Here is a 21370-nt window from a genome sequence, read left to right as displayed (position 1 = left end):
CGCGCCTCAGGGGCCCGCGGGGAGCGGGGTGAGGCGGCGCGCGACCTCGGCGTCCAGCCACGCGCGATCGATGCCGTCGAGCGAACCTCGCCCGCGCGTGGCCTCCACCAGCAGCGCGCGTTGCACCTGGCCGCGCTCGAAGGCGGTGGCGTAGGGCAGGCGGCGGAAGGTGACCATCGCGTAGCGCGGGACGAAGCGGTCCGGATGGCGCTCGGCCAGCTCGCGCTCGAGCGCGCGTTGCAGGAGGAAGTCTTCCTCGTCCACGCGCGCACGCATCTCCAGGTAGTTTTCCAGCGCCATCGCCTGGATGGCGCGCGCGTTCGGCAGGCGTTCGCGTTCGAAGGCAGCGAAGGCCGACGCGCGATCCTCCGTGCGATCGAGATGATCGGCGAGCGCCACGCAATCTTCGAAGGCGCAGTTCATGCCCTGGCCGTGGAAGGGCACCATCGCGTGCGCGGCGTCACCGAGCAGCACGGCGCGATCGTCCAGGTGCCAGCGTTCGAGGTAGAGGGTGGACAGCGTGCCGATCGGGTTGCGTTCGAAATCCTGTTCGAGGTCAGGGATCAGCGGCACCGCGTCGGTGAAGTCGCGCGTGAAGAACGTATGCGCGTCCTCGCCGGTGCGAATCGTTTCGAAGCTCGGGTCGCCCGCCGTCGGCAGGAAGAGCGTGACGGTGAACGTGCGCTCGTCGTTCGGCAGCGCGATGCACATGTAGTGGCCGCGCGGCCAGATGTGCAGCGCATTGGGCTCGATGCGAAAGCCACCATCGGGTGCGGGCGGAATCTCGAGTTCCTTGTAGCCGTGGCCGAGCGGTTCGGTGCGCTCGCCCAGGTCGGAGTGCGCGGCCATCGCCGTGCGCAAGGCCGAACCCGCGCCGTCGGCGCCGAGCAGGGCGGTGAAGTCGTGCTCGGTGCGTGCGCCACTGCTGTCGTCCACGAAGCCCGCGCGGCGCGCGTCGAAGTCCACGTAGTCCAGGCGACGATCGAAATGCAGTCGCGCACCCGCGCGTTCCGCCGCATCGAGCAAGGTGATGTTGAGCTCGCCGCGACTGACCGACCAGATGACTTCGGAGTCGTCGCGTCCGTAGCGCAGCAACTGCTGCTGGCCGTCCGCGCCGTGCACCATGCGGCCGCGCATCATCACGGCCTTGTCCAGCACCGCGCCGTCCGCGCCCGCGGCACGCAAGGCATGCAGGCCGCGCTCGGCGAGCGCGAGGTTGATCGAACGGCCGCCGGCATAGCCGCGCACGCGCGGATCGCCGCGGCGTTCGAAGACATCGACCGACCAACCGCGCTGTGCGAGCAAGGTGGCGAGCAAGCCGCCGGCGAGACCCGCGCCGACGATGGTGAGGTGGCGCGCGCTCATGCGCCGTCCCGCCACGCGGCGACTTCGCTCGCGAAGCGCAGGATGTCCGCGCGCGTGTTGTACAGCGGGGCGGGGGAGATGCGGATGACGTCGGGTTCGCGCCAGTCGCCGAGCACGCCGCGCGTGGCGAGGAATTCGAACAAGGCGCGGCCGGCGGCGCGACCCATCAGGCCACGCCCTTGCAGCACGCGGAGCGACAACTGCGCACCGCGACGTTCGGGTTCGCGCGGCGTCACGATCTGCAGCGTGTCGGACAAGCGCGCGCGGATCAGTTGTTCGAGATAGCCGGTGAGTTCCAGCGAACGCGCGCGCAGCTTGTCCATGCCCGCGCCGGCGAACAGATCGAGCGACGCACGCAACGGCGCAAGCCCGAGGATCGGCGGATTGCTCAACTGCCAGCCATCGGCCCCCGGCGTCGGCACGAAATTCCCTTCCATGCGGAAACGCGAGGCCTGGTCGTGGCCCCACCAACCGGCGAAGCGCGGGCGGTTCGTCTTCGCGTGGCGCTGGTGCACGAAACAGCCCGCAACGGCGCCCGGACCGGAGTTCATGTACTTGTAGTGGCACCACACGGCGAAGTCGGCGTCGCTGTCGTGCAGTTGCAGCGGCAGGTTGCCCACGGCATGCGCGAGGTCGAAACCGACGACTGCGCCGGCCGCATGGCCGAGGCGCGCGATTTCCTTCAGATCGAAAGCCTGGCCCGTGCGGTACTGCACGCCGGGCCAAACGACAGCGGCAAGACGCGGGCCATGTTCGGCGATGGCGCGTTCGATCGCGGCCATCGAGAACGTGCCGTCCGCTTCGTCGGGTGCGAGTTCGATCAGGTCGGTGGCGGGATCGAAACCATGGAAGCGCACCTGCGATTCCAGCGCCTGCCGATCCGACGGGAACGCGCCGGCTTCCATCAGGATCGCCGGCCGCTCGCGCGTGGGGCGATAGAAGCTGACGAGCATGAAGTGCAGGTTCGCCGTCAGCGAATTCATCGCGACGACTTCCAGCGGCTGCGCACCGACCACGCCGGCCAGCGCTTCACGCACGAGCGCGTGGTAAGGCATCCACGGCGCGGGTTCGAGAAAGTGGCCTTCCACCGCATCGCGCGCCCACTTGTCGAGCACTTCCTCGACCATCGCGCGCGCACCCTTCGGCTGCAGCCCGAGCGAGTTGCCGCAGAAGTACGCCTGCGGCGCACCGTCGTGGAGCGGGATGTGGAACTGGTTGCGGAAGTCGCGCAGCGGGTCCGCTGCGTCCTGTGCGTTCGCCCAGGCGGGATCGAAAAGTTGTTCGTTCATGCAAAGCGTGCAGCGTGCAGCCCGAGCCATTCCAGCGCGGTGCCGTGGTAGAGGCGGGCCTGGTCGGCTTCCGAGAGGTCCAGCGCGGCGATGCCGGCACCGGGTTCCTGCTCGCCGAGCGGGAAGGGATAGTCGGTGCCGAGCATCACGCGCTCCGCACCGCAGGTGTCGAGCAGATACTGCAGCGCGCGCGGATCGGCGACCCACGAATCGAAATACAGCCGCGACATGTACTCGCGCGGATTGCGGAAGTTGTCGGTGGCCACCAGGTCCGGCCGCATGTTGAAGCCGTGTTCGATGCGGCCGATCGTGTAGGGGAAGCTGCCGCCGCCATGTGCGAGGCAGACCTTCAGCTTCGGCAGGCGTTCGAGCACACCGCCAAAGACGAGGCAGCACGCCGCGCGCGATTGCTCGGCCGGCATGCCGACGAGCCACGGCAGCCAATACTTCGGCATGGACTCGCTGCCCATCATGTCCCACGGATGCACCAGCAACGCCGCGCCGAGTTCGCTCGCCGCCTCGAAGAACTCGAACAGCTCGGGCGCGTCGAGGTTCCAATCGTTGACGTGGCTGCCGATCTGCACGCCCTGCAGGTCGAGCTCATCCATGCAGCGTTCCAGCTCGCGAATGGCGAGCGAGGGCGACTGCAGCGGCACCGTGCCGATGCCCGCGTAATGCTTGGGATACGCGCGGCAGGCTTCCGCGGTGTGGTCGTTGAGCGCCTGGTGCAGCTCCAGCGCGTGGTGCGGCTTGGCCCAGTAGCTGAACATCACGGGCACGGTGCTGATCACCTGCACCTGCACGCCGAAGCGGGCGTAGTCGTCCAGGCGGATCTTGGGGTCCCAGGTCTTGGGCCAGATCTCGCGGAAGAACTTGCCGTCCTTGTAGATGCGGTGGCGGCCGTCGTCGCCGTGGTGGATCACGGGGAAGCGCACGTCGCCGTACTTGGCCGCGAGGTCGGGCCAGTCGCGGGGCAGGAAATGGGCGTGGGTGTCGATCTTGAGCATCTGCTTAAAAAAAGCCTTATAAAACAAACAGATATGAGATTGCAGTGACGAGTTCTAAGAGAATCACCCTGACCGTCACCCCTGAATGCCGGTGTCAGAAGCGGCCCATTATCCAGTTAACCCTTTCAAAGCTCAGTTAGTAGAAATACTATCGCCCTGCCGCTTTGGAGATCGCGGCCTGCCGCACGTCGTGAGACGAACGGCGAGTTCCATGACCGGACCATTCCGATCGCCCCACGTGGGGCCCTGTAGCGCCGTGAGGCGCGACGAGGTAACGACGATGACTCGAGAGTTTAAGTCGCTGGAAGAGGTTGAGGCGCTGGACGGCTACAACGCCGACAACTTGGTTGTGCCAGAACAGTATGCCGGCGTTGAAGGCCCGTATCACTTCGAATTCGAGGTGAAGTGCCGGCTTCGCAAGAACAACGGCAGGCCGTGCGGCGAACCGCACAAGCATGGGTGGGTCTTGCGATCCAAGGATGGTGGCAAAGCGATGATCGGCGGGGACTGCGCCCTGGAGCACTTTGGTATTCGCTCGGATGAACTCCGGCGCGATATGACTTTGGTTTCAAACGCGCTCGACGTTGAGCGCACGAGGGCGGCCATCCAGCAGCGGGTTGCCGAAGGCAAGGGCAAGCTCGGCGAGCTGCTGATCGCGCGAGCAGAACTCGCTAATGTCAAGGCAGAACTAGTCGCGTTGAGGGATGACCTCGGTCCCGTTGCATGGACTGTGCTGGAAGGCATGGCACGGGCGGACGATGCGAGGGTCCGCGTTACCGGCGTGATCAACGCGAAACGCGAAGGCGACGAAGTCGTGAGAGACCGCCAAACCCGTCCGATCGTACTGGGATCTCTTCGGTCGGTGCGCGCATGCCTCCCCGAGACGATTGCTATGCCGTCGATCGCGCTAGCTGAGGTTATCGGAGCTTACCAACGTGCTGAAGCAGCCTTGCTTCTGGTCGAGAAGCCGAAAGAGATGAAGGCATTCGCGGCCGTGCTTGCCCGCACCGGGAGTGCAATTGGCGGATCGCGGCAAGCAGTAGCAGCGGTTCGCCAGTTCCTCGAAAACGACTTCTCGTTTGTCTGCTTCGCGATCGAGGATCGCGGCGCCCGTTACAAGGTTGCCCGCGCCGCCCACCATCGAAGGGGCAGCGCCCAAGGCATGGAATGGGTAAAGAAGTGGGTTGCGGACACGGAGATGGCGCTTCGACAGGCGCACGGTGTCGACCGCGTCGAATTCAACGATTCCTGGCGGCGCGGACTGCATTGGTCCACTCGTCGCCCCGCCACGCGGGTGGGGCGGTAGTACAAAGCATCCGACGCCCCGGGCATGGGGATCCCCCCCCTCCGGGGTGCCCGGCGCATCAGAATATTTCTTATATCCGTCCGCCTTAGAAAAATTCTGCCGTTTAATCGAACACCCTACGAATTGTCTGCGAGGCAAGATGCGGCAGCTTCGTTCAGGGACGGAGGGTCGCCAAGAGGAAGCAGATCGTCGGCGCTCACTCACTGATGGAACGCAATGGGAAGGGAGGGAAGAATGACATCTGCAGTCTCGGCGCCCGGGCCAGATTTTGACGCGGTGAAACGGCTCCACAAGGAATTGGACGCCGAATCCGATCGGGGAGTCATCCTCGTTTCGTCGGCGATGCTAGAGGAGGCACTGCGAGAGCTTTTGATCGTCTTTCTGGCGCCCAACTTTTCGTCCGCTGATGCCTTGTTGGATGGGGCGAATGGTCCCTTGAGCTCCTTCAGTTCAAAGGTCGATGTGTCTTATCGCGTTGGGTTAATAAGCGACCGCTTTGCGCGTGACCTCCACCTAATTCGGAAGGTGCGGAATGATGTCGCGCACAGGCCGGCGGGATGCGACTTCAGCGATTCCAGCGTTAAAGATCGAATTGCGGCCCTGTCTAAGTCCCATGGAATATTTGAGCGAAGCCCCGGTCGAATTCAACGCTGGGGATACCCGACGGTGCGCGAGCAATTCATCGAAGCGGTTTCATGGATGCTCTTCTTCCTTGCAGCGGAACGACGAAGAGTGAAGCCTATTGCCGCGCATGCGGCCGAGTTCGGGTACATGGTGTCGCTGGACGACGAATCCACGTGGCCAAAGCCGGGTGAGTAGCACTTTCAAAGCCACGTGACCCATGGGGGCGGAATGAACGTTCAACCGTTGTCTATTGTGTTCGCCTTGATCGCGGGACTGGTACTCGCCGGTATTCTGGGTTGGATTAGGCGACCGAGGTTGGTTGTGTTCGTGCCGCGCCTTTTTTCCCATTCTTCAATATCCGACAAGGGGCAAATTGCTGAAATTTCAGTAATGAATCGCGGATTCAAGACTGAAGAGAACGTCGAGCTTTCGCTTAATCCGCTGCTTCATTTCGAACTTGTCGGCAGCAACAATCCCGACGCCACACTCTCACGTGCGAAACTTTCGATTCCACGGATTGGAAGCGCCGATGACTGTTCGGTGCTGTTACAGGTCGAGAACGGGAGATTCTCGAAAGACGACATCGTCAGTTGCCTGTCGAAAGAGACGAAGGCGGTTGTCGCCACGAAGCTTGAAGAAGTCCCGGTGACGGCGCAACAGCGAGTGGGCGTGATCTTGTTCATCGGGGCTGGACTGCTATTCGCGTTTGGCGCCATCAAAGGCATTGATTACTACGTTGAAAAGGAGTTCGGAACGGCAAGGGGCACGGACGAGTCTAAGAAAACGCAGGGATGGACCGTATTGCCTGTTTACGCAGATCGCGACAACGCGATCTTCGCTGCGTTTGCTGACGGCAAGCTTCGAATTGGAACGAATATCTCGACTGTCAGAAGGGATTCAGCCGACATCCCTTTCATAATCGAGAACAATTCGTCGATGCCGCTAACGATTGACCTTGGCATTACGGCAGCGGCACCCCAGGACGGAATCGCTTATGAGAAGCGGCATGTGAACGACAAGCTATTGCTGCCGGGTGATTCGACTACTGAGGTCTTGACAGTCGCTCTTCCGAAGGAGGCGGCCCGCCGAACCGCAGTCGTAGAAGTCTTCCTGTCAACGCCTAGCGGTGAAACGCTAAAGGCAACGAGGCTTTTGGGAGCAGTCGACTTAGGAGTGAAGCCCTGACCGTTGAGAGCCCAGGCTTCGCGCGTATCGACGGATCGAGAGTGGAATCGCCAAACGCGGCGCTGCCTATTCCATTGCGAATGGTGGTTCGCCGCTAACTCACAGGGGGCCCAACGGTTCCGGCGGACTTCTTCCCGCCTCCATACGCTTGGGTCTGTAGGTCTCGGTTTCCGCCTCGACTCTCAGCCACGTGGCAGAAGTGGCGGAAGTGACGCCTTTTCCCGAATGTCGATGTAAGAGAGGAGCGTCAGGGATTAACCCGGATTGGCCTGTCTTGCGCCACTTGCGCCACTTTGCGGTGATCGCGCGGGTGCGAATGTCCGCTTTCGGCCAGAATCGGTCACTCACCTATGCTCAAGCGGACCCATTTCGATTCGCCCAGAGTTATGCGCTACAAGAGCGACTTGGGGTTTGGAGGTCTGTGACGTCGGCTCTAGATCAGCGCCTGACACTTGCCTGAAACAGATGCGTCCGCCCGGTGCGCAAAGGGCGCCGCTATGTCCCCTTGCACGCCTCGCGGACCTGTTCGTCCAGTTTCTGGAGAAGGTCGTAGGTTCGTGAGAGGCCGACCGCCCGTAGCGTCGACTCTCTAGCGGACTTGGCGGCATTGCACTTGGCCCGCTGGCGGTCGACACCATCCGTGCCGTTGTAGGGGGATGCGTACCCGGTCTGGTCGGTGCCCGCCATCCGCGACAAGGTTCGGGCCGCTTCTGCCGTACGCGCTTGCTGAGCCTGCCCTCTCGCCACCACGTCCGGATCATCCGGAACAGCAATGATGGTTTTACGAAGGGTTTGCGCGTCTTCGCACGGGTCGCTCTGGTAGGCAATGGCGCCGCTGGGGCTGGCGCACTTGTAGATCAGTGGCCCAATGTCGTCCCTCGAGTCCGTTGTGAATTGATCGGAGACGGACACGTCCGTGTCCGGCGCCCGTTCGTTGTACGCCAGTTGCGATTCTGTTGCGGGCGCGCGGTGCGACGTCGCGGAACGCCCCGCGGTATCGTCCGATCGTTCAAGTATCGCGTTCATAACCAACGCAAAGCCCGCCAGCGCGATCGCGGCAAGCGTAAGCCAAGTCCATGGCACCTTGGAGGACGCCGACCGGATGCGTCGCACATCGGGGCGCACTGAGAATTGCAACTCACCCGGATCTAGAACGTCACGCACTCCTCCCCGGGGAGATGCGTCCGCCCAGCCCGTCCTCACAAACGTGTGCGCTCGACCAGGCGCCCGCAGCTTTCCCGACATCGCGCTCCCCCAAGGCAACTAGCGTGGTGATCTTATCGCTGCGTTGCACTGCGCACGTGCGCGCGCACCACTGAGCAACCAAGAATTTTTCTGATGCGAGGCGCGCAACTGGATATGCACCGCCTTGCCTGCCGATTGCAGCGAGAATGTCCGCTTTCGGCCAAAAGCGGACATCAACAGGGCAGGTCCTGTACTCATTGAGGAAGCAAGCCAAAGTCGCATCTCAGCCGGTTACCCTGAGATTTCCCTTGGCAACAACGACTCCAGAGCAACGATCTCAGCTTTCTTAGAGGCCGCCCTTGAAACTGCGTAGCTCAGGACGGTCCGCCAGCCCGAAGCGAAGCGACTCACCCCAAAAAAAACCCGCCGTTTCCGACGGGTTTTTCACTTAAACGACATGCGCTCCAGGGGAACCAGATCGCATGCCTCCAAGGCTTGCGCGAACGGTTACCAACCGATGCCGTAACCCACGCCCCACGTGCTTTCACTGCTGGTCGCCGACGCACCGATGGTGAGCACCGAGTTCGGGCTGACAAGACGCTGGTAGCCAATCGAGATCGCAGCTTCGCCACCCTGAAAACCGGTACCGGTGGCGAGGCGATTGGTGGTGTCGATGCCCGCGGCGCTCGCCGTCATCATCGACATCGCCGACTGCATCGCGCCTTCGCGATTGATGCGCTGGTCCTGCTGGTGAAGGCGCGAGTCGATGTCTTCGAAGGACTGCATGACGGCCTGCATGCGGCCATCGGTGTAGGCGTTCGCGGAATTGAGCGTCTGCGCGCTGCTGGCGTTGGTGTACGCATTGGCCGAGGTCAGCGTCGCGGCGTCGCCCGACTGCACCTGCGCGACATTCGCAGCGTCGGTCGCGGCCGTGCCGGCGGCGACATGCGTGACGCGGCGTTCGTTGCCGTTGCTGCCGACCGACACGGTGTTCGCCTGGTCCGCGACCGAGCCTTGGCCGATCGCGACCGCACCGTTCGCCGTCGCCGACGCGCCTGCGCCGATCGCCGTGCCGGAGGCCGCGGTCACGCTGGCGCCTGCACCGACGGCAACGGCGTTCGTCGCCACCGTCGCGATGCTTGCGCCCGCGCCCACCGCGGTGCCGCTGTCGGCGCCGACGTTCGCACCCGCACCGTACGCGGTGTCGGTGGTGTCGGTGGCGTTGCTGCCGCTGCCGAGCGCGAGACCGTTGCCGGTGCCGACCGGCAGGCCGATGCCCGGCGTGGCTTCGAGCGAGAACACGCGCGAGTACAGGTCGGTGATCGAACCATCGAGCGCGCCAAAGGCATCGCCCACGTTGTAGTAGTCGCTGCCCTGCAGATTGTACGTCGGGTTCAGCAGCAGGCCGTTGTAGTCGAGTGTGCTGCCGCCGCCGAGCGCGGCCGCGACGGTGTCGAGCTGCGCGACGTTCGTCGCACCAATCCCCACGAGCGCGTTGTTGAGCTGGTCCACGTTCACCGCGTCCGTGCCCTGCGTACCGGCGGCGACGTTCGTGATCTGGCGTTCGGCACCCATGCTGCCGACGGAGATGGTGTTGTCGCGGTCGGCGAGCGAGCCGTAACCGATCGCGGTGCTACCCATGCCGATCGCCGTGCTGTACGCGCCGAGGGCCGAGCTGTAATCGGCCGAGGCCGAGCTCGTGTCGCCGATCGCGACACTCGACAGGCCCGTAGCCGCCGACATCGAGCCCATGGCCGCGGAGAAGTCACCGGCCGCGATGCTGTACGCACCGGTGGCGGCGCTGTAATTGCCGCGCGCTTCGCTGTAGGCACCGTTGGTGGTCGCCATGGCGCCGAGCGCGATGCTGTAGGCACCGAGTGCCTGGCTGTGGTTGCCGGTGCTCTGCGCATACGCACCCATCGACGTGCTGAAATCGCCGACCGCGTGGCTGTAGGTGCCGATGGCGTTGGACGCGAAGCCCTGCGAGATCGCCAGCGTACCTTCGGCGACCGAGTAACCGCCGCGCGCGGAGGACAGCCAGCCCGAGGCGACGCTGTAATCGCCGAGGGAGAGGCTGTAGCTGCCGATCGCCTGCGAACCCTTGCCGATGGAGTTCGCATACACGCCAAAACCGATCGACTTGTCGCCGAGGCACTGCGTATCGATGCCAACGGCCGTACATCCGGCGCCATAGGCGTAGGCGCCGCCGCCGATCGCGGTCGTACGGCTACCCACGGCCCACGCATTGCCACCGAACGCGTTGCTCGCGTAGCCGCTGGCATTGGCGACCACGCCGACTGCGGTGGAGAACTTGCCGCTGGAGGCGACCTTGGCGTAGGCGCCGATCGCCTGCGACATCATGCCGTAAGCCTTGGCCTGGAAGCCGAACGCGTTGCTGTAGGCACCGGTGGCGCGGGTCTTCACGCCGACCGCGGTGGAGAAGGTCCATGCGCGGGAGCCGTCGCCGACCGCGACGCTGGCGTCCCTGGCGTTGGCGAACTGACCAATCGCGGTGGACGCGCCACGCTTCATGCTAGGGCCGCAGCCTGCGGTGCTGCCGCACGACTGGCCGGTCGTGATGTTGAGATAGTTGTCAACGTTCGGATCGGTCGCCGAGGCATAGGCACCGACGGCGGTGTCGCCGGCGAGCATCGTGCCCAACGCGCCGGTGGAGCCGGCGGTCGTATTCTTGCCGAGGGCCGTCGAGTTGGTGTTCTTGGCGCGCGAATTGATGCCGAACGCCGACGCGTAAGCACCGGTGGCCTGCGACCCGGAGCCGAACGCCGAGGCGCCGACGAACGTCGCCTGCGTGCCCTGGCCGACGGCGGTCGTGTTGTTGGCGGTCGCACGCGCGTTCTGGCCGATCGCGGTCGCATTCGAGCCGGTGGCTTGCGCGCCCTGGCCGACGGCGGTCGTGTTGGTGTTCGACGCCAACGAACCGTCGCCCATCGCCGTGCCGTTAGTGCCGGACGCGGTGGACAGATGGCCGAAGGACGACGCGTTGTTACCGCTCGCGATGGCGCTGTCGCCGAACGCGGAAGCGAAGACGCCGGTGGCAGTGGCACCGAAGCACTGCACCTGGCCGGCCAGACCGCCCGCGCAGTCCTGCGCGAACGCGGCGGGAGCGGCCATGGCCATCAGCACGGCAGCGGTGAGGGACGCGCGGACGGGCGTCCTGTTACGAGCATGACGACGAGCGGTGTTCACGAAACGATTTCCCCTGGAGAAGTGGATCGGCGCATGGCCGAACGTGGGTTGGGTCAATGCACCAACCCGCCGACATTGACGCTCGCCGCCCTCATTGCCTCCCCCCCGTGGCGGGGGGGGCATGGCGAGGCAGGAGGGCCCCCAATGGCACTCCCCTCCAAAATGGTCCACGCGCGTGCGTTCTCTCGTTCTTGCCACTTCCTTGTTCGTCTCCACGTTGGCCGCCGGTCCTGTGTTCGCGCAGGCCACGCCGGTCGCGCCCGCAGCGGCGATGCAGTCCAGCGAGAACGACGCCACGCGCGCCGTCGACGCCTTCATGGCCGCGCTCTCCGACGGTCGACTCGAAGCCGCGCGCCAGGCGATGACGCCCGAGGCGGTGGTCATCGCCAACGGCACGGTCCTGGGCACGCGCGATGGCTATATCGACGGTGCCGCGAAGGGCGACGCCGTCGCGATGAAGAGCGTTCGTTCGCGCGACCTCCTGCATCGTGATTCGGAGGTCGGAGCGCAACTCGCCTGGGTGGTGAGCGAAAAGCGCATGGTCGGCGAAGGTGCGGGCCAGTTCCGCGCGATGGTGGTGATCGAAACGATCCTGCTCAAGAAAACCGCATCGGGTTGGAAGATCAGCGGCATCCACTGGTCGAGCCGCAACGCGGCCTGAGCCTCACCGCCGGATGCGACAAGAGACCCGCCCTCGAGGCGGGTTTTTTGTTCGGGTGACAAAAAGAAACCCGCCGTTGCCGGCGGGTTCCTCGACGCACGTGTTCCGCGCTTTGCGTCAGTGGACGCGCACCGCATCCCACGTCGCGGCCACCGCGTTCTGCTGCGCCGAACCGACGCCGTACAGATCGGCCGCCGCACTCATCGTGGCGGCGCGCGCATTGGCGTAGGTGGTGGCAGAGGTCATGTACACCGTCAGCGCGCGATACCAGATCTGCGTGGCGGCTTCGCGGCCGACGCCGGCGAGCGAGACGTTGCCGTTGCAGACCAGGTCGTTCGGCGTCAGGTTCCACTGCGAGCCGGCACCGAATCCGGTCGGCACCACCGCACCTTCGGCGAGCAGGTAGAAGAAGTGGTTGGCCACGCCCGAGGTGTAATGAGGATCCTTGCCACCGCCCGCATACGTGCCGGTGCCCGTGAAGAACTCGAGGTACGTCGGATCCGAACCATCCGGGAAGCAGTCGTCGGAGATCGTATCGATGCTCGGCTTGAACATGTAACGCAGTGCCGGCGGGTTGCCCGCGACCGGCAGGAAGAGCGCTTCGCCGATCAGGTAGTTCGGCGGCTGCGACGGGTTGTTGGCGAAGTGTTCGACCATCGTGCCCAGGATGTCGGACGTGGCTTCGTTGAGGCCGCCGGACTCGCCCTGGTAGATTAAGCCCGCCGTCGCAGCCGTCACGCCGTGGGTCATCTCGTGGCCCATGACGTCGATGGCCACGAATGCGCGCGTCTTCTTGCCGTCGCCGTCGCCGAAGGCCATGCAGAAGCAGTCGTTGCTCCAGAACGCGTTGTTGTAGCTGGTCAGGTAGTGCACGGCACCCGTGGCACCCTTGCCGTCACCGGCAATGCCGAGGCGACCGAACTCGTTCTTGTAGAAGTCCCAGGTCTTGGCGAAACCGTAGGCCGCGTCGACGGCCGCGCTCGCGCGGTCGGTGTTGGCGCCGCTGCCCCACTTGTTGTCGCCGTCCACCATCAGCGTGCCGAGGCCAAGCAGGCCACCGCCGCCGCGGAACCCGTTGCCCATGTCGGTGATGTTGGTGTTGCCGCGGGTCGGATCCTTCATCTCGTAGTAGCGACGCGTGGCGTTCCACGCCGTGTCGATCGGCACGACGCCGGCGTAGAGCGAGCGGCCGGTGCCGATGGCGGGCGTGAGGACCGGATCAGCCGGCGGATTGCCGGTCCCGTAGCCGGTGCCCGGCGGCGTGCCGGTCTGCACCGCGTCTTCCTTCGTGATGATGGCGCCGCTGGTGGCATTGACGTAGTAGTGCATGCGGATGGGCGTGCCGTCCTTCGCCGAGCCCGTGTAGAGCACGTCGTAGGCCAGGGTCGGCGTCTTGCGAGCGAACACGACCAGGCGCGCGGAGGGCACGCTGTCGAAGGACGTGCCGAACTGCGCGCCGGCGTTGGTGATCGCCTTGTCGGCGGTGATCGTCGGCGTGGTCGCCAGGTTGAGCGGCGCGGCCTGCATCAGGCTCGCGCTCTTGAACGTACCGGCGCGCGAATGCACCACCAGGTCGCCGCCGATCACCGGCAGGCCCTTGTAACTGCGCGCGAAGCGCACGTGCTCGGTGCCGTTGCGGTCAATCGTCACGCCGCGCGTGGCGAAGCCGTCGTAGGTCGACCAGCGCGTGGCGACCGGATTGGCGCGAATGGCCGACAGGGCGCGATCGATCGGACCCCCGTTATCCACCGCCGCGGCCTGGCCGGCGGTCCCCATGAGAATGGCCACGGACAGGGCCTTGGCAAGCGACGACATTTGTTTTTCCCCCAAATGGATTCGAACGCGCGGACGTTGCGCGACCTCGGAAGCCTCGGGCGCATGCGGGTCCGTCCGCACCCCCCAACGCGGGGGGTGAGCCGCGCCGGCGCGGGTGATCCACTGCCTTTCCGCGCACGCGCGCGATCCCCCGCACCGGAACCCTTCCATGTCACACCCCGATCTCCAGGCTCTCTGGCTGCAGGCCGTCGCCCACTTCGAGCGCGAGGAACTGCCGGAAGCGGAATCTCTGTGCATCCAGTTGATCAAGCAGGCGCCGGAACGGCCGCTCGCCTACACGATGCTCTCGCGCATCTGCCACGCCGTGGGGCTGGTGCGCGAAGCGACGTTCAACGCGTACCAGGCGAGCCGATACTGCGCAGGCGAGACCGCGGCGGACATCCTCGTCGTCGCCATGACGCTGCTGGAGGTCAACGAGCAGCAACTGGCCCACTCGGTGCTGGGGTACATCGACACCGACCATCCGGCCAACGCCGACAGCCTGCTCGACCTGGGCCGCCTCTACAGCGTGCTGGAAGACCAGGTAAACGCCCTGCGCTGCATCCGCGCGGCGCGCGCGGCGGGCCGGGACGGCGCGTTCATTGCGCACATGGAAGGCATCGTGCTGAGCTTCCTCGGCCCCATCGACGAATCGATCGCCGCCTGCGAAGAAAGCGTGGCGAAGGCGCCTGCGTACGGACATGCGCACTGGTCGTGCGCACAGTACGGCCGCAAGGACGGTGCGCCTGCGCGCATCGCCCGCATGCGTGAGGCTTTGCAGGACCCCCATGTCGATGTGGACGACATCACATACTTGCACTACGGCCTGTTCAAGGAGTTCGACACGCTCGGTGAGACGGACGAGGCCTGGAACGCGCTCATGGACGGTGCACGGGTGCGTCGCAGCGTCACCGAACACGACGCCTCGCTGGAAACCGCTGCGTACGACGCGCTCATCGAGGCGACGTCAGACTGTTTCTTCGATCTGTGCGGGGACGTGCCGCGGGATTCAACGCCGATCTTCGTGGTCGGCATGCCGCGCACGGGCACCACGCTGCTGGAGCGCATCCTAGGCAACCATCCGCAGATCAAGACCTGCGGCGAACTCAACGATTTCCGCCAGCAGATGCAGTGGGCCAACAACCAGCGGCTGTCGCTGACGCTGGACCCGGGCATCGGCGACTTCATCGCGCGCATGGATGCCAATGTCGTCGGAAATCGTTACCTGCTCAAGACCCAATGGGCTGCCGAGCGCAACGGCATGTACGTCGACAAGCACCCGATGAATTTCCAGTGGTGCGGCCCGATCCTCAAGGCGATGCCGCACGCGAAGATCATCCACCTGCGGCGCCATCCGCTCGACAGCTGCTTCTCGAACCTCAAGGAACTGTTCGCGCACAAGTACTACCCGTACAGCTACCAGTTGGCCGAACTGGCCACGCACTACCGCAACTATTCGCGCCTGATGCGGCATTGGCATGCGATCGCGCCGGGCCGCATCCTCGACGTGCGCTACGAAGACCTAGTCGCGAAACCCGACGTGGAAGCGCGTCGCGTGCAGGCGTATCTCGGCCTGTCGGAAATCGAAGGCGTCACCGACATCCTTGCGAACAAGAAGGTCACCACGACCGCCAGTACGCTGCAGGTGCGCCAGCCCATCCACACGCGCAATGTCGGCGGCTGGCGTCGCTACGCGTCGGGTATGGCACCCGTGAAAGCGTTGCTGGCGGACCTGGTGGCGGCCTACGAGGCGCACGTCGCGCTCGCTGCGGCGTGATCATGGACCTTCATGTTTGTGCGCGCGCAGGCGATCGCTCGAAATCAGTCACGCGGCGCCGCATCGCCAGCAAGCGCGTGAACCAGTGTCCGCTTTCGGCCAAAAGCGGACATTCGCCTTTTTACATTCGCCGGTACGAAGTGAAGGCGCGCGCAAGCCGCCCTGCCATGCCGCCCCCGTCATCGCCCCATCCCGGAAAGTCCATTACCAATCGACCATTTCGGACGGGTTGCAGGCTCTCCGGCAGATCAGGGCGACGTGCGGAGAGGCGCGAAGCCTCCGCATCCGTCGCGCACTCGATCAACCCGATGGGTAACGGAAAGTTTTCGACTTCGAACGCCCCGGCCGCGATAACGCGCGAGTGACGAAAACCGTGGCGAACCGGGTACAGGCGACCACCAATCCCTTCGCTGTGGAAATGCGATGCCAGGGCGCGCATGCCCTCGGTCGGCGGATCGATGGGACGGAGGAATGTCCGATACGTGAAGTCGCCAAACATCGCCAGCACGCCAACCGCAACGACGATCCACAGCCAGCGCATTGAGTTCTCCTAGTCCCTGACAACAGGGTCAGAGTATCAATTTCGAGATGTCCGCTATCGGCCAGGAGCGGACACTCAACGAGACAACACGAATCAAGCCGCGCTGCGGCCACGGTTTGAAATGAATTGCTAGGTTGCAGTGGCTTGATGCCCGAAGCAGTCAAGAGCCGGTGCCGCGGGCTAGACCATTCTTGTTGGGAGCGCGTGCGCAGGATCCAGCGATTCCGGTACGGGTGATGCAGCACGTACTGCAATAGCACGGTCCGCCGTTCGAGGCGGAATGACAGCAAGGCTTGCCTGCACATCCGCCACCCACGTAATTGCAACCCGCGGGAAAGCGCGCAATCTTCCCTTGTGCATCAAGGGCCACCGCATTCGCGTCGGCCGAGGGCACAGCCACAGCGCCAGCAGGCAGAGTGACCTCGCATGAAAAGGTACGGAGGTCTTCGCCCGCGGTCGTGTTCGCATCTCGGAAAACGATCGAGTACTCCCCGGGCTCGCTGAAGACCCGACGTTGCGTTCCATCCGACATAGTCCCCACTTGCGTAGCGATGCTCAGATCGAACTTTTGTCCTTTGTAACGGTCGCCCAATTGGTTGACGTGCAACACAGGGTTGACCAAGTGCAGAAGCTTTTGCGAGGGTGTCACCACGGCAACAAAAGCCGTGCGCTGCGTCGCCCCCAATTCGATATCGATTTGTCCCGGCTGAACTGCGCAATGGACAAATCGGCTGCTGTCTGGCGATGGCGATGCCGAATGGGCTAACGCTATTGCCCCAGCTCCCAAGATGGACGCCGCGACTCCAACGGCCAAGAGCATGCGGAGCTTGACCATCGCCACTCTCCTCGAAAAGTCCGGACTCGGATTTACGCTTCCGGTTGGGGGCTGGTCAAGGACTGGGCCGAGGGATGGATCTCGGTCCCAATACTCTCCACGTGACCATGGCTAGCAGGCCGTTACGCCCTGTGCCGGGCGCAAGCATCGCCATTCGCTCTCTCCGCAACGTCGGTCGGTGTCCGCTTTCGGCCAAAAGCGGACAGTCGGCACTTCCTAGGATGCAGCCCTCAAGTCGGCTTTGATGTCGTGCCGCATAGGAACAATCGCGAGAACTCGGCCTCGGTTAGACCAGTCGGGGCGTAAGTTGCTACTTGGGGTTCGTCAGCTCGAATCGTCTCAACCATTCGGCGGCAATACTCCACGCGCGCCCCAGTGTCCGATTCAATCAGCATCTTGAAGGGCGGGCGATCCAAGAAAGCTCGCGTCCCGTGCAGGGGCCCGCCGACGAAGCGAACATCGACCAAGGCGCGCTGGGTATCTGCGTCCATAGGGTAATGCTCACCTCATCATTGTGATCTTCCAATGACTGAAGGATCAGGTTGATGAATGATTCCTCGTCCGCCACCAACGTCGGCTTCACCTTGAGAGGCGATGCTTTGCATCCGTCGATGGCCGCCTTGCGGCGCCCTTGGCGTCACGAACCAAACGGGCGCACAGCGCGTTGCCCGGAGGGCACATGGACAAGGCGCCGGTAAGTGTTTTCTGGACCAGCGGGTGGGATTCCACTTTTCGCCTCTTATTCCTACTGCTCGAACACCGCCTGCCTGTGGCGCCGACGTATGTCGTGGACCCCACGCGCGGCTCGGCCGGCGCGGAGCGCCAGGCGATGGCGCGGATCCGCGAGGCGCTCTTCGAACAGCATCCGCACACACGCGAACTGTTGCTGCCCGTGAATGAAGTGCCGCTCGGGGATATCGCTCCCGATCCCGGATTGACGCGCGCATTTCGGCGGCTCGCCGTGGTCCACCATCTCGGGGACCAATACGACTGGCTCGCGCGCTATTGCAAGCAACGCGGACTCGATGGTGTCGAGCTTTCAGTGGAACGCACCTTTCACGGCCCGCATGGCGTGCTGCACGGCCGCGCGATCCGGGTGACCGATGCGCACGGCCTGGAAACGTTCCGGGTCCCGCCCGAATACGAGGACGCCGATGCGCTTGCACTCTTTGGCGCCTTCTCCATGCCGTTGTTCGACATGACGAAGGAAGACACAGCCGACGTGGCGCGCCGCCATGGCTGGCTCGACATTCTGGGCCTTACCTGGTTCTGCCATCGCCCGACGCGCGATGGGAATCCCTGCGGCATCTGCAACCCGTGCCTGTACGCAATCGAGCAGGGCTTCGGTTGGCGCGTCTCTGAGCGCCGCCGCGCAATGTCCGCAGTTTACCGCCGCACATTGTTGCCGCTTCGCCGGTTTGCGCGGAGCCACTTGCTCAAACGCCGCGCTAGGGCTGAGGCTAAGTTGACTTGACCATATTGGATGTCAGCTTTCGGCCAGAAGCGGACGTCAGCCAAGTCCTTAAATTGGAGCTCTACTCGCTACTGACTCCCACGAAGTGCAAGTCTGCGAACTCGTCTGTATTGCCACGCACATGACGGTTGCGGCTTGGCTGCATCCACCACCAGCGTGGTGAACTCCGTGTCGCTTATCCCTGTAGGCGCGTAGGTTGCGATTGGAGTCGTGCCTTCCCTAACCGTCTCCACCATGCGTCGGCAGTATTCGATTCGCTGGCCAGGATAGGGCTCGACCGTCATCTTGAAGGGAGGGCTGTCAAGGCGGGCATGCTTTCCATGGAGTGGGCCGCCCACGAAATGCACATCGACCAAACCTGTATCAAGCTCGTTCACGACACAATGTTCGTACCCACTCGATGAGCGGGCGATGATCAAATCTACGAGCGCATGAATGAGTCAGGTTTCGCTGTCACACCGCGCATAGCGCGCAACCGCGCCGAAACATCGCCGATCGACGCCGATGATCACGCCGCGGGACCTCCCGGTGCCGGACACTCCACCGTGGCTACCACTCTGGCCCAAGTTATTGCGGAGCAGACATGAGCGACGAAACCGAGATTGTTGATCCCCCGTGGTTTGATCCAAACCATGGTGCGGATTTCTCCAGCAAGGACTGGGATTACGCCACGGCAATGGGAAAAAGTGCTGCTGCTTTATCGACAATGCCGTGGGGACAACTGGAGTCGATTCTGCAAAGCTTGTGGCGGGAAATGAAGGGATATCCGCCGTGGGAGCAGTCGCGCGTTCCCATGTACCAGGCGTGGAAGCTTGAGCGCATGAAGCATCCGGGCATAACGCGCGTGTGACATTCGGTTCAGCGGGGATGGAATGTCCGCTTTGGGTCGGAAGCGGTCACTGGAAGCATGCCAGCACGATGGGCATCACCGCTTAGTCCGGCGCTTCCGAACGGGCATCGTCGAATCGAATGCCTCCCCTCGAGCGTCGAGAACCAAGCGTTCGACCAAGAAATCCACGAAAGCACGGACTTTGGGGGACTGCACGCGCCCGCGGGGGAACACGGCATTGAGCTCGAACTCGGGCCCGCTCCACGCAGGAAGGACGCGACGCAACGTCCCCGCATCGGCATAGCGTCGGACCATGATGTCGCCGGCCATCATGATCCCCTGGTCGGCGAGCAATGCCACGCGCAGCCCGGCCGGGTCGTTCGCGACAAACGCAGGATCGATGGAGACATCGCGGTGATCTTTGTCGGCATGAAGCGGCCAGGCATATCCGACGCCCTTGCGAAAATGTTTCGCCATCGCGAGCGTGCGGTGGTGCCGCAGGTCTTCGGGATGCTCGGGCTCGCCATGGCGTTCCAGGTAGTGGTGCGTCGCATACAAGTGCGTGTGCAACACGGCGAGCCTGCGCGCAGCGAGCGTCGAGTCGGGTAACTTGCCCGCGCGCACCGCGACGTCGATCTCCTTGTCGATCAGGTCGAGCGGATCGCTGTTGAACGCTTCGAGGACGAGCTCCATGCGCATGTCGGGATGGCGCGTCTGCAGGTCGTCCAGCAACGGCGCGATCCACTCGATCCCCACTTCGTACGAAGCGGTGACGCGCAACCATCCGCGCGGTCCACCTTGCAACTGGCCGACGGCGCTTTCGGCTTCATCGAGATCCTGGGCGATGCGCTGGCAGAGCTCGAAGTACACCTTGCCGGCTTCGGTCAGCCCCAGTTTGCGCGTCGTGCGATGCAGGAGTTGGGCACCGAGGCGTTCCTCGAGATCCTGCACCTTGCGACTGACGTTGGTCTTAGGCAGTTGGAGCGCACGCGCCGCGGCGATGAAGCTCCCGTGCTCGACGACGCGGACGAACATCAGCGTGTCATTCAGATCGCGAGCCATGTCCGGACTCCCGTTGCCCGGCAGGGGATTAGGTCCGGGGCGGGGACAATTATTCCCCCGTGGCGTGGCTAATCAAGGGCGGGGCGGGACGATAGCGTGTCGACTCCCCCAACACCGAGGCGCCACCCATGGCCCACCCACGTCTTCAACTCGATTCCTATCGCCTGCTCGGCCGTTCCGGCCTGCGCATCTCCCCACTCGCCCTCGGCACGATGACGTTCGGCGGCGATTGGGGATGGGGCGCCGCGGACGACGAGGCCCGCCGCATCTTCGACGCATACGTCGACCGCGGCGGGAATTTCATAGACACCGCGAACGCCTACACCAACGGTTCGTCCGAACGCCTGCTCGGGCAGTTCGCGGAGGGCAAGCGCGATCGCCTCGTGATCTCCACCAAATTCACGATGTCCATGGATCCGGCGGATCCGAATGCGGGCGGCAACCACCGCAAGAGCATGCTGCGATCGGTCGAACAAAGCCTGCAGCGCCTGCGCACCGACTACATCGACCTGCTGTACCTACACATGTGGGACGACACCACGCCGGTCGAAGAGGTCCTGCGCGGCATGGATGATCTCGTGCGCCAAGGCAAGGTGCTATACCTCGGCGTCTCCGACATTCCGGCATGGCAGGCCGCGCGCATGCAGGCCATCGCCGACCTGCGCGGAAGCGCGCCCTTCATCGCGTTGCAGAGCGAATACAACCTGGCCGAACGGACGCCCGAACGCGAGCTGTTCCCGATGGCGCGCGAGATGGGCCTCGGTGTCGTGCCGTGGTCGCCGCTCGCGAACGGCGTGCTGGCCGGCAAGTACAGGCGCGAGGACCTGGAGGCCCCCGTCGATGCGGCGAGCGTGGTCGGCACGCGGAGGTCGATCGCGGCCGGTTACGGGTCGCTCAACGCGCGCACGCTCGACATTGCGGATGTCGTCGTCGCCATCGCAGCGGAATGCGGCTACTCCGCCGCGCAAGTGGCGCTGGCGTGGACGCTGCGCAACCCGGGCGTGGCCAGCACCCTGGTGGGCGCGCGGCGCATCGAACAATTCGAGGACAACCTCGCAGCACTGTCCGTCGAACTGACGGCCGCGCAATGGGCGCGCCTGGAAGACGCCAGTTCGATCTCGCTCGGCTTCCCGCACGACATGCTGCGCTCGCCCATGATCCAGCAGTCGATCGCGGGCGGCACGCGGTTGCCGGTGCGTACATGGTGA

The 21370-nt window shown here is 64.2% G+C and carries 16 protein-coding genes; 8 read left to right on the top strand and 8 right to left on the bottom strand.

Features of this window, described 5'->3' with window-relative positions:
* Positions 1-6: 6 nt before the first annotated feature.
* The 3 genes from LVB87_RS13045 to LVB87_RS13035 are packed head-to-tail and all read right to left on the bottom strand — an operon-like array spanning position 7 to position 3661.
* Positions 7-1365 carry an NAD(P)/FAD-dependent oxidoreductase gene (locus LVB87_RS13045; protein WP_232898388.1) on the bottom strand — a complete coding sequence of 453 codons (1359 nt, stop codon included), beginning with the start codon at positions 1363-1365 and terminating at the stop codon, positions 7-9.
* Positions 1362-2654 carry a kynureninase gene (gene kynU, locus LVB87_RS13040; RefSeq protein ID WP_232898387.1) on the bottom strand — a complete coding sequence of 431 codons (1293 nt, stop codon included), beginning with the start codon at positions 2652-2654 and terminating at the stop codon, positions 1362-1364. Before kynU ends, LVB87_RS13045 begins: the two co-directional genes overlap by 4 nt.
* Positions 2651-3661: an amidohydrolase family protein gene (locus tag LVB87_RS13035; protein ID WP_232898386.1), complete on the bottom strand. Its 1011-nt coding sequence runs from the start codon at positions 3659-3661 to the stop codon at positions 2651-2653. The genes kynU and LVB87_RS13035 overlap by 4 nt, the downstream gene beginning before the upstream one ends.
* Before the next feature lie 280 nt (positions 3662-3941).
* Between LVB87_RS13035 and LVB87_RS13030 the strand changes: the two genes are divergently transcribed.
* The 3 genes from LVB87_RS13030 (at position 3942) to LVB87_RS13020 (ending at position 6776) form a co-directional block, all read left to right on the top strand.
* Positions 3942-4967, top strand: coding sequence for a hypothetical protein (locus tag LVB87_RS13030; RefSeq protein ID WP_232898385.1), 1026 nt, complete (start codon positions 3942-3944; stop codon positions 4965-4967).
* Between the two features lie 234 nt (positions 4968-5201).
* Positions 5202-5786: an MltR family transcriptional regulator gene (locus tag LVB87_RS13025; protein ID WP_232898384.1), complete on the top strand. Its 585-nt coding sequence runs from the start codon at positions 5202-5204 to the stop codon at positions 5784-5786.
* 33 nt (positions 5787-5819) lie between these two features.
* Positions 5820-6776, top strand: coding sequence for a hypothetical protein (locus LVB87_RS13020; protein ID WP_232898383.1), 957 nt, complete (start codon positions 5820-5822; stop codon positions 6774-6776).
* Between the two features lie 495 nt (positions 6777-7271).
* Here the strand turns inward: LVB87_RS13020 and LVB87_RS13015 are convergent, their stop codons facing one another.
* Together LVB87_RS13015 and LVB87_RS13010 are read right to left on the bottom strand one after the other, a co-directional pair.
* Positions 7272-7901, bottom strand: a complete 630-nt coding sequence (locus tag LVB87_RS13015; protein WP_232898382.1) for a hypothetical protein — start codon at positions 7899-7901, stop codon at positions 7272-7274.
* A 567-nt stretch (positions 7902-8468) separates the two neighbouring features.
* Positions 8469-11093, bottom strand: a complete 2625-nt coding sequence (locus LVB87_RS13010; protein WP_232898381.1) for a hypothetical protein — start codon at positions 11091-11093, stop codon at positions 8469-8471.
* Positions 11094-11343: 250 nt separating this feature from the next.
* Here LVB87_RS13010 and LVB87_RS13005 point away from each other — a divergent pair, with 250 nt between their 5' ends.
* Complete coding sequence (locus LVB87_RS13005; protein ID WP_232898380.1) at positions 11344-11829, top strand: nuclear transport factor 2 family protein; 486 nt, start codon at positions 11344-11346, stop codon at positions 11827-11829.
* Between the two features lie 117 nt (positions 11830-11946).
* On the opposite strand, the gene LVB87_RS13000 is transcribed toward LVB87_RS13005, so the two are convergent.
* Entirely contained in the window at positions 11947-13644 is a 1698-nt protein-coding gene (locus LVB87_RS13000; RefSeq protein WP_232898379.1) for a M4 family metallopeptidase, read from the bottom strand.
* A gap of 169 nt (positions 13645-13813) precedes the next feature.
* Here LVB87_RS13000 and LVB87_RS12995 point away from each other — a divergent pair, with 169 nt between their 5' ends.
* Positions 13814-15421, top strand: coding sequence for a sulfotransferase (locus tag LVB87_RS12995; RefSeq protein ID WP_232898378.1), 1608 nt, complete (start codon positions 13814-13816; stop codon positions 15419-15421).
* A 121-nt stretch (positions 15422-15542) separates the two neighbouring features.
* Here LVB87_RS12995 and LVB87_RS12990 read toward each other — a convergent pair whose 3' ends face one another.
* Positions 15543-15962, bottom strand: coding sequence for a hypothetical protein (locus tag LVB87_RS12990; RefSeq protein WP_232898377.1), 420 nt, complete (start codon positions 15960-15962; stop codon positions 15543-15545).
* Positions 15963-17476: 1514 nt separating this feature from the next.
* On the opposite strand from LVB87_RS12990, the gene LVB87_RS12985 reads away from it, so the two are divergent.
* The gene (locus tag LVB87_RS12985; protein WP_232898376.1) at positions 17477-18271 is read left to right on the top strand and encodes a 7-cyano-7-deazaguanine synthase; all 795 of its coding nucleotides are present in this window, start codon (positions 17477-17479) and stop codon (positions 18269-18271) included.
* Between the two features lie 583 nt (positions 18272-18854).
* The gene (locus LVB87_RS12980) at positions 18855-19121 is read left to right on the top strand and encodes a hypothetical protein (protein ID WP_232898375.1); all 267 of its coding nucleotides are present in this window, start codon (positions 18855-18857) and stop codon (positions 19119-19121) included.
* Between the two features lie 75 nt (positions 19122-19196).
* Here LVB87_RS12980 and LVB87_RS12975 read toward each other — a convergent pair whose 3' ends face one another.
* On the bottom strand, positions 19197-20162 hold the full coding sequence (locus LVB87_RS12975; protein ID WP_232898374.1) for a LysR family transcriptional regulator: 966 nt from the start codon (positions 20160-20162) through the stop codon (positions 19197-19199).
* A 128-nt stretch (positions 20163-20290) separates the two neighbouring features.
* On the opposite strand from LVB87_RS12975, the gene LVB87_RS12970 reads away from it, so the two are divergent.
* A complete protein-coding gene (locus LVB87_RS12970; protein ID WP_232898373.1) occupies positions 20291-21370 on the top strand; it encodes an aldo/keto reductase in 1080 nt (359 codons plus the stop codon).

Origin of the sequence: Lysobacter sp. KIS68-7 (assembly GCF_021284745.1) — a bacterium.
In the GTDB taxonomy this organism is placed as follows: domain Bacteria; phylum Pseudomonadota; class Gammaproteobacteria; order Xanthomonadales; family Xanthomonadaceae; genus Noviluteimonas.
Note: the sequence above shows the minus strand (reverse complement) of the source record. Positions and strands in the feature narration are given on the sequence as shown.